The organism is Acidocella sp. MX-AZ02 (genome assembly GCF_000306035.1).
Lineage (GTDB): Bacteria > Pseudomonadota > Alphaproteobacteria > Acetobacterales > Acetobacteraceae > Acidocella > Acidocella facilis.
Genome location: NZ_JH976207.1, coordinates 671,368 through 677,651 on the forward strand (window position 1 = coordinate 671,368; position 6,284 = coordinate 677,651).

Annotated in this window: 7 protein-coding genes; 2 read left to right on the forward strand and 5 right to left on the reverse strand. The window is 63.3% G+C overall.

Annotation, left to right across the window (positions count from 1 at the left end):
• Positions 1-11: 11 nt before the first annotated feature.
• From ppk2 to MXAZACID_RS03345, 3 genes are all read right to left on the reverse strand, one after another.
• On the reverse strand, positions 12-767 hold the full coding sequence (ppk2, locus tag MXAZACID_RS03335; RefSeq protein ID WP_008492657.1) for a polyphosphate kinase 2: 756 nt from the start codon (positions 765-767) through the stop codon (positions 12-14).
• A 137-nt stretch (positions 768-904) separates the two neighbouring features.
• Positions 905-2,185 (reverse strand): carbohydrate porin, encoded by a 1,281-nt coding sequence (locus tag MXAZACID_RS03340; RefSeq protein ID WP_008492658.1) that lies wholly within the window; start codon positions 2,183-2,185, stop codon positions 905-907.
• A 117-nt stretch (positions 2,186-2,302) separates the two neighbouring features.
• On the reverse strand, positions 2,303-2,815 hold the full coding sequence (locus tag MXAZACID_RS03345; protein WP_051060165.1) for a GNAT family N-acetyltransferase: 513 nt from the start codon (positions 2,813-2,815) through the stop codon (positions 2,303-2,305).
• A 103-nt stretch (positions 2,816-2,918) separates the two neighbouring features.
• On the opposite strand from MXAZACID_RS03345, the gene MXAZACID_RS03350 reads away from it, so the two are divergent.
• Both MXAZACID_RS03350 and infC read left to right on the forward strand, forming a co-directional pair.
• Complete coding sequence (locus tag MXAZACID_RS03350) at positions 2,919-3,875, forward strand: glycosyltransferase family 2 protein (protein WP_039884690.1); 957 nt, start codon at positions 2,919-2,921, stop codon at positions 3,873-3,875.
• A 98-nt stretch (positions 3,876-3,973) separates the two neighbouring features.
• Positions 3,974-4,549 (forward strand): translation initiation factor IF-3, encoded by a 576-nt coding sequence (infC, locus tag MXAZACID_RS03355; protein WP_051060167.1) that lies wholly within the window; start codon positions 3,974-3,976, stop codon positions 4,547-4,549.
• A 75-nt stretch (positions 4,550-4,624) separates the two neighbouring features.
• On the opposite strand, the gene MXAZACID_RS20425 is transcribed toward infC, so the two are convergent.
• Together MXAZACID_RS20425 and prmC are read right to left on the reverse strand one after the other, a co-directional pair.
• Entirely contained in the window at positions 4,625-5,482 is an 858-nt protein-coding gene (locus MXAZACID_RS20425) for a DUF4167 domain-containing protein (protein WP_371137070.1), read from the reverse strand.
• 164 nt (positions 5,483-5,646) lie between these two features.
• The coding region (prmC, locus tag MXAZACID_RS03365; protein ID WP_008492664.1) for a peptide chain release factor N(5)-glutamine methyltransferase at positions 5,647-6,284 on the reverse strand (638 nt) is incomplete at its 5' end.

Below are 6,284 nucleotides of genomic sequence, written 5' to 3' on the forward strand. Positions count from 1 at the left end.
GTTAGAGAGTTTTAGCGCGCCAGCATGCCGTTTTTTAGGCAGGTTTCGTCGAAGCGGCAGAGGATCTGGCCGTCGATGGCGTGGGATTTGGCGTTCTTGTAATCGATGCGGGTGATCAGATCCGCGATGATGGCGAGGCGCGCGGCTTTCTTGTCGTCGGCGCGGACCACGATCCAGGGGGCGGCGGCGCTGTCGGTGGCCAGCAGCATGGCGTCGCGGGCCTTGGTGTAATCGTCGAAATGCGCCAGGGCCTTTTCATCGATCGGGCTGATTTTCCATTGCTTCAGCGGATCGTCGCGGCGGGCCTCGATGCGGGCCTTCTGCTCCTTGGCGTCGATATCGAGATAATATTTGACGATGGTGACGCCGGCTTCCGCCAGCATGGCCTCGAACACCGGCACGGTGCGCATGAATTCATGATATTCATGCTCGGTGCAGAACCCCATCACCCGCTCCACCCCGGCGCGGTTATACCAGGAGCGGTTGAACAGCACGATCTGCCCGGCGGCGGGGAGATGCGCGACATAGCGCTGGAAATACCATTGCGTGGTTTCGGTATCGGAGGGTTTGGGCAGGGCGACGATGCGGATGTCGCGCGGGGAGAGATGCTCGGTGATGCGCTTGATGGTGCCATCCTTGCCGGCGGTGTCGCGCCCTTCCAGGATGATCAGCAATTTCTGGCCGCGTTCGATGACGTGGCGTTGCAGCTTCACCAGCTCGATCTGCAGATGGCGGAGGGTTTTTTCATAGCTTTGTTTTTGGGCCATGGCCCAGCATAGCCCGAGACCCAAAAGAGCAAAAGTTTTTGAGGGGCGTAGGCGGCCAAGGTTCCGCCGCCGCGCAGCGGCGGTGGAAAGCCGCCGGAGGATGGGGACTTTTTTCAAAAAGTCCCCACATCTTACTTTCAGAACGTGACGATGCCGCGCAGCCCCACCACCAGCTCATTGCCGAGCCGCCTGGCGGGATTGTTCGGATCATCGACGCCGCCGGCCGGGTTGATCACGTACTGAATGTCCGGCTGCAGCACGAGCCAGGGTGTGGCCTGGGCCTGGTAGGTGGCCTCGATCAGCGTCTCGGTGCCCGGGTGGCGGCTGGCGCCGGCGGCGATCACCGCATCGGCGGCGCGCGAGGAAACATGCGCCACGCCGAAATCAATGCCGGCCTGGTCATTGTCGCGGCCGGGCAGCGGGGCGGTGAGGGTGAGGCCGCCATTGAAGCCGAAATCGACCAGGTTGCGGTCGGACGGCGCGCCCATGATGCGGCCGAAGACGTTCAAAGTTTGCGCGCTGCGCTGGGGCGACTGCCAGATTGTCTGATCGACCACGCCGTAGAGGCTGTAATTGCCGCGATGGTTATAGCCGTAGAGCGGGTCGGCGAAATTGGCGGAATCGTACCAGCCGCCGAGCTTGTAGGTGCCGGGCAGGCCGAGCAGCTTGGTGCTGTATTGCAGCTCGGCGATCCACAGCGCGCCGTTCTTCAGCGAGAAGCGGCCGCCGCGCGGATCCAGCGCCTGCTGGTCGGCGGTAAAGGCGCCAGCACCGGGATCGTCATCATAGACGCCGGCCAGGATGGCGACATGCTCGCTCGGCTTGAACTGGCCGCGCACGCCCAGCGAGGAGAGCGGATAGGCCGGGCCACCGCCATAGAGATCGGCGGAGGGCACCACCGGCCAGCCAGCCATGGTGTTGACGAACAGCGCCGTATAGGTGCTGCCGATGAATTCATTATCGATGCTCTGCTGGCCGATTTTGACGTCGAATTTCGGGCCGATCTGCTGATCGTACCAGAGTTCCCAGAGGCGGGAGGCGTTTTCGCCCTCATTGCCATTGGCGGTCTGGATGTCGCCTAGATAATATTGGCTCAGCGGGCGGCCATGCAGCTGCAGGGCGGAGACATGGAAGCTGCCGCCGGCCAGGCCGAAGGCCTTGGCGGTGTCGATATCCATGGTCATGGTGGTGACACCCTGCATGGTGGCGCCGGTTTTCAGCCCGCCGGTGGTGTTGCCCAGCAGATTTTCCGAATCGGTGATGTTGACGCTGACGCCATGCGCGGCGAGGGCCGGCTTCAGCCCGCCCCAATTGCCGAGCAGCCCGGTGCTGTCCGCCTGCTGCGCCAGTGCTGGCCCGGCCAGCGCGGTGAGCAGCGCGCCCAGGCTGGCCCCGCGCCATGAAATGAAAACGTCCATGATGACCCCTCTTTGTTGTCCGGCCGGAAGGCCGCATCGTCCTCGATGACGCTCATTTAAATGTAAATGATAATCATTATCAAGTATCTGATGTTTAGGATGATATACTATATCATTCTATTTATGCGCCGGGACAAGAGGGGCGAGGCGCTGGAACATCACCAAGGCGTCGACATCGCCTGCGCTGGGGTGGTGAAAGGCGCCGGGCAGCCGGCCGATGGTGGCAAAGCCCATCTGCTCCCAGAGCCGTATGGCGCGGTGATTGGTGCTGACCACGAGATTGAACTGCATGGCGCGAAACCCGGCGGCGCGGGCCTGTTCCAGCGAATGGGCGCACATGGCCCGGGCGATGCCGCGCCCGCCGGCCCAGCCCGCGCTGACATAGCCGCAATTGGCGACATGCGCGCCGCCGCCGGCCTGGTTGGCCTTCAGATAATAGGTGCCGGCGATCTGACCTTCATATTCGGCGACGAAGCAGTGTTTCTCCGGCGCCAGCCAATAGGCCAGGGCCTGCGCGCGCGACCAGTCGCGCGGCAGGGCGTAGGTCTCGCCGGCGGCGAGCATGGGAGCGAGGATGTCCCAGATGGCGGGTGCATCCTCGGGCGCGGCGGGGCGGATGGACAGGCTCATGGCGGTGTCTTCACCTGAAATCCCCAGCTTGCCAAGACGATGCAGGCGGCTGGACGCCGGCACGGCGCTTGCGCATAAATCCTGGCGCAGACGGAGCGCCACAGTGACTAAAATCGTGTCCTTCACGCGGATATTGAATGAGGACGATATCGTCGAGGCGTTCGTGCGCCACCATGCCGCGCATGTGGATGAGATGCTGTTTCTTGATAATGGCAGCACGGATCGCACGCTGGAGATCTTGCAGGAACTGCTGAAGGAAGGCTTTCCGCTGCGGGTGTTTCGCAGCCATGCGGTGAGTTTCGATGAAATCGCGGTGAATAGCTGGGGCTATCAGGCGGCGTCGCAGGTGCTGGGCGCGGATTGGGTGCTGTTTCTGGATGCGGATGAGTTCGTGGCCACACCGGCCAGCGCGCCGCTGGTGACGCTGCTGCCCGCCGATGCCCCGGTGCTGAGCCTGGAGCTGGCGAATTACGGCCAGGTCGGCGGCGAGGATGCGGCGGAGCTGGTGGTGCCCTGGCGGCTGCGCTGGCGCATGGCCGCGCCCAGCCATGTCATCAAGGTCATCGCCCGGGCGAAAATTCCCGGCTTGGTGGCGGGGGCGGGGAATCATGGTGTGTTTCTACAAGGCCAGGAGGTGGCGCCGGTGCCTTTGCCCGAAACCTGGCTGGCGCATTACCCGCGCCGCTCGGCCTGGCAGGCGATGCAGAAATGGGCGGCGGGGCGGATGAAGGCGCTGGCGGCTGGCGGCCAGGATGATTATTTCTCCCAGCATTATATCTCCCCCTATGAGACGCTGCGCGACAAGCCGGGTGAGCTGCTGCATAATCCCGGCTTTTTCGCGCAGGAATTCGACAAATCCCGGGCGGTCGAGGCGCCCCTGGCCTATCTCGGCGGCCCGCTCTCTTACACGACCCCGAGCGATCCTGGCCTGAAGGCGCTCTCCGCCTTTCTGCACATGACCGAGCAGCTGGCCCGCCAGCATGGAAAATTGCTGGATGAGTCGCGCGAGGCCCGTGCCCTGGTGGAGCACTGGAATGCGCGGCGCGAGTTTCTGTTCTGAACAGTAAACCGTTGAAATCCGCGCGCTTCGCGTTATCTGAGCGATACAGGCCCCGGCCATGAGCGATAGCGCATTGCTTTTCGTCACAAATTGGGCTTATGCCGGTTCCAGCAATCGAAACAGGAGACTTTCCTATAGCCAGACCGCCAGCGCCACCCACCCCTCCCTCACGCGAGGGCCCCCGGGTTAACGAAGAAATCAGAATCCCGCAGGTTCGTCTGATCGACCAGGATGGTGAAATGATCGGTGTGATCAGCACCCGTGACGCCATCGCGCGTGCTTACGCCGTGGGCCTCGACTTGGTCGAGATCAGCCCGAACGCGGAGCCGCCCGTCGCCAAGATCCTCGATTACGGCAAGTTCAAATATGAACAGCAGAAAAAGCGTAACGAGGCGCGCAAGAAGCAGAAGGTCGTCGAGATCAAGGAGGTGAAGGTTCGCCCCAATATCGACGATAATGACTACATGGTGAAGCTGAACGCGATGAAGCGTTTCATCGGCGAAGGCGACAAGGTGAAGGTCACTCTGCGCTTCCGCGGCCGCGAGATGGCCCACCAGGAGCTGGGCGTGAAAGTGCTGGAGCGCATCCGTGGCGACATGGAGGTGGAAACCAAGGTCGAGCAGATGCCGAAGCTGGAAATGCGCCAGATGGTGATGGTGCTGGCGCCGAAATAAAAGCGCCTGCCGTCATTTCATGAAAAAAGCCCGGCTTTTGCCGGGCTTTTTATTTGGGAATTGAGGCGGCGGAGATTATTCCGCCGCCGGTTCGGTGGCTTTGGCGCGCGGCGGGCGGCCACGGCGCTTCGGCGCCGGTTTGGCCTCAGGCTCGGTCAAGGTGAGTTCCGGGGCGTTGGCGGGCGGGGCATCGGCGACGATGGGAATCGCGCGCGGCTCCGGCTGCTCCTGCCTCACCTCGGGCTGCGCGCCGATGCCGGCTGGCTCCTGCTGGGCGGCGCGCAGTTCAGCTTCCAGGGCGGAGCTGATGTCGATCGGCGTATCAGCGATCGGCGCGGCCGGGCGATAAGGGCGCTCGGGGCGGTCCTGGCGGTTTTCGTGGCGATTTTCCTGGCGGTTGTCGCGGGGCTGGAAATCCGGACGGTTGCGCGGCTCGAAGCGGCGCTCCTGGCGGTTATCACGATTGTCCCGGTTATCACGATTTTCGCGATTATCCCGGAATTCCCGCGGCTCGCGATTGTCGCGGTTTTCGCGGGGCTCGCGCTGCTCATTGCGGTATTCACGCGGGGCCTGGCCTTCGCCCTCGCCCTGATACTCGCTTTGATTGCCGTTCTGATAGCGCGGCTCACCATTATTCTGCTGCCCGCCCTGGCCCGGGGGCGGCAGGCCCTGGGCGGCGTTGATGGCGCTGACGATACGGAAATAATGCTCGGCGTGCTGGTAATATCCCTCGCTCAACACCCGGTCGGCGGAGGAGGCGGCATCGCGGGCCAGCTGCGTATATTTGTCATAAAGCTGCTGAGCGGTGCCGCGCACCCGCATTTCCGGGCCGGAGCTGTCGAACACATGATTACGGTTGAGCGGAATACCATTCTGCTGGTTGCGAAACCCGCCGCCGCCGCCGCCACCGGAACGGTGGTTGCGTCCACGCATGCGCTTCATATTCATCGGCTCGTGTCTATCCTCGTCTGCTGGCTTGCGCGGTGCGGCATATACATGCAACGCCCTTTTTGGCGCCGGTTTCATGCCCGGCGACTCGTGGACAAAACTGCCCGCGCCGCCCGTGCTTAGCGGTAAAAATTCATTCTGCCAATCGCTTATTTGCAGAATTTGAGGCTGATGGCGCGCTCTATGCCGGAAATATCGCGGCGCAGCACGGTCTCGAAACCGGCCTGGCGTGCCAACTCATCCACCATATGCGCCTGGCCGATGCCAAGTTCAAGCACCGCCTGCCCATCCTGGGTGAGCAGGCGGGGCAGATCGGCGATGATGGCGCGATAGGCGATGAGGCCATCGGCGCCGCCATCCAGGGCGGTGGCGGGCTCATAGGCGCGCACATCCGGCATCAGCCCGGCCAGATCCCCGGTTTCGATATAAGGCGGGTTGGAGAGCACCAGATCGAAGCGCTGCGAAATCGCATCGGCCCAGCTGCCGGCGAGAAAGGCGCTGCGCGCCGCCAGACCCAGGCGCTGAGCGTTGGCGCGGGCGAGGGTGGCGGCGTTCGGGTTGAGGTCGACCCCGACACCGAAGGCCTCCGGCAGCTCATGCAAGGCGGACAGCAGCAGGCAGCCCGTGCCGGTGCCCAGATCCAGAATGCGCGCCGGGCGCTGGCCGGAGGCGAGCACCGCCTCGATCAGCGTTTCGGTGTCCGGGCGGGGAATGAGGGTGGCGGGGGTGGTGAGGAAATCCAGCCCCCAGAATTCCTTATGGCCGGTGATATAGGCCAGCGGCTCAT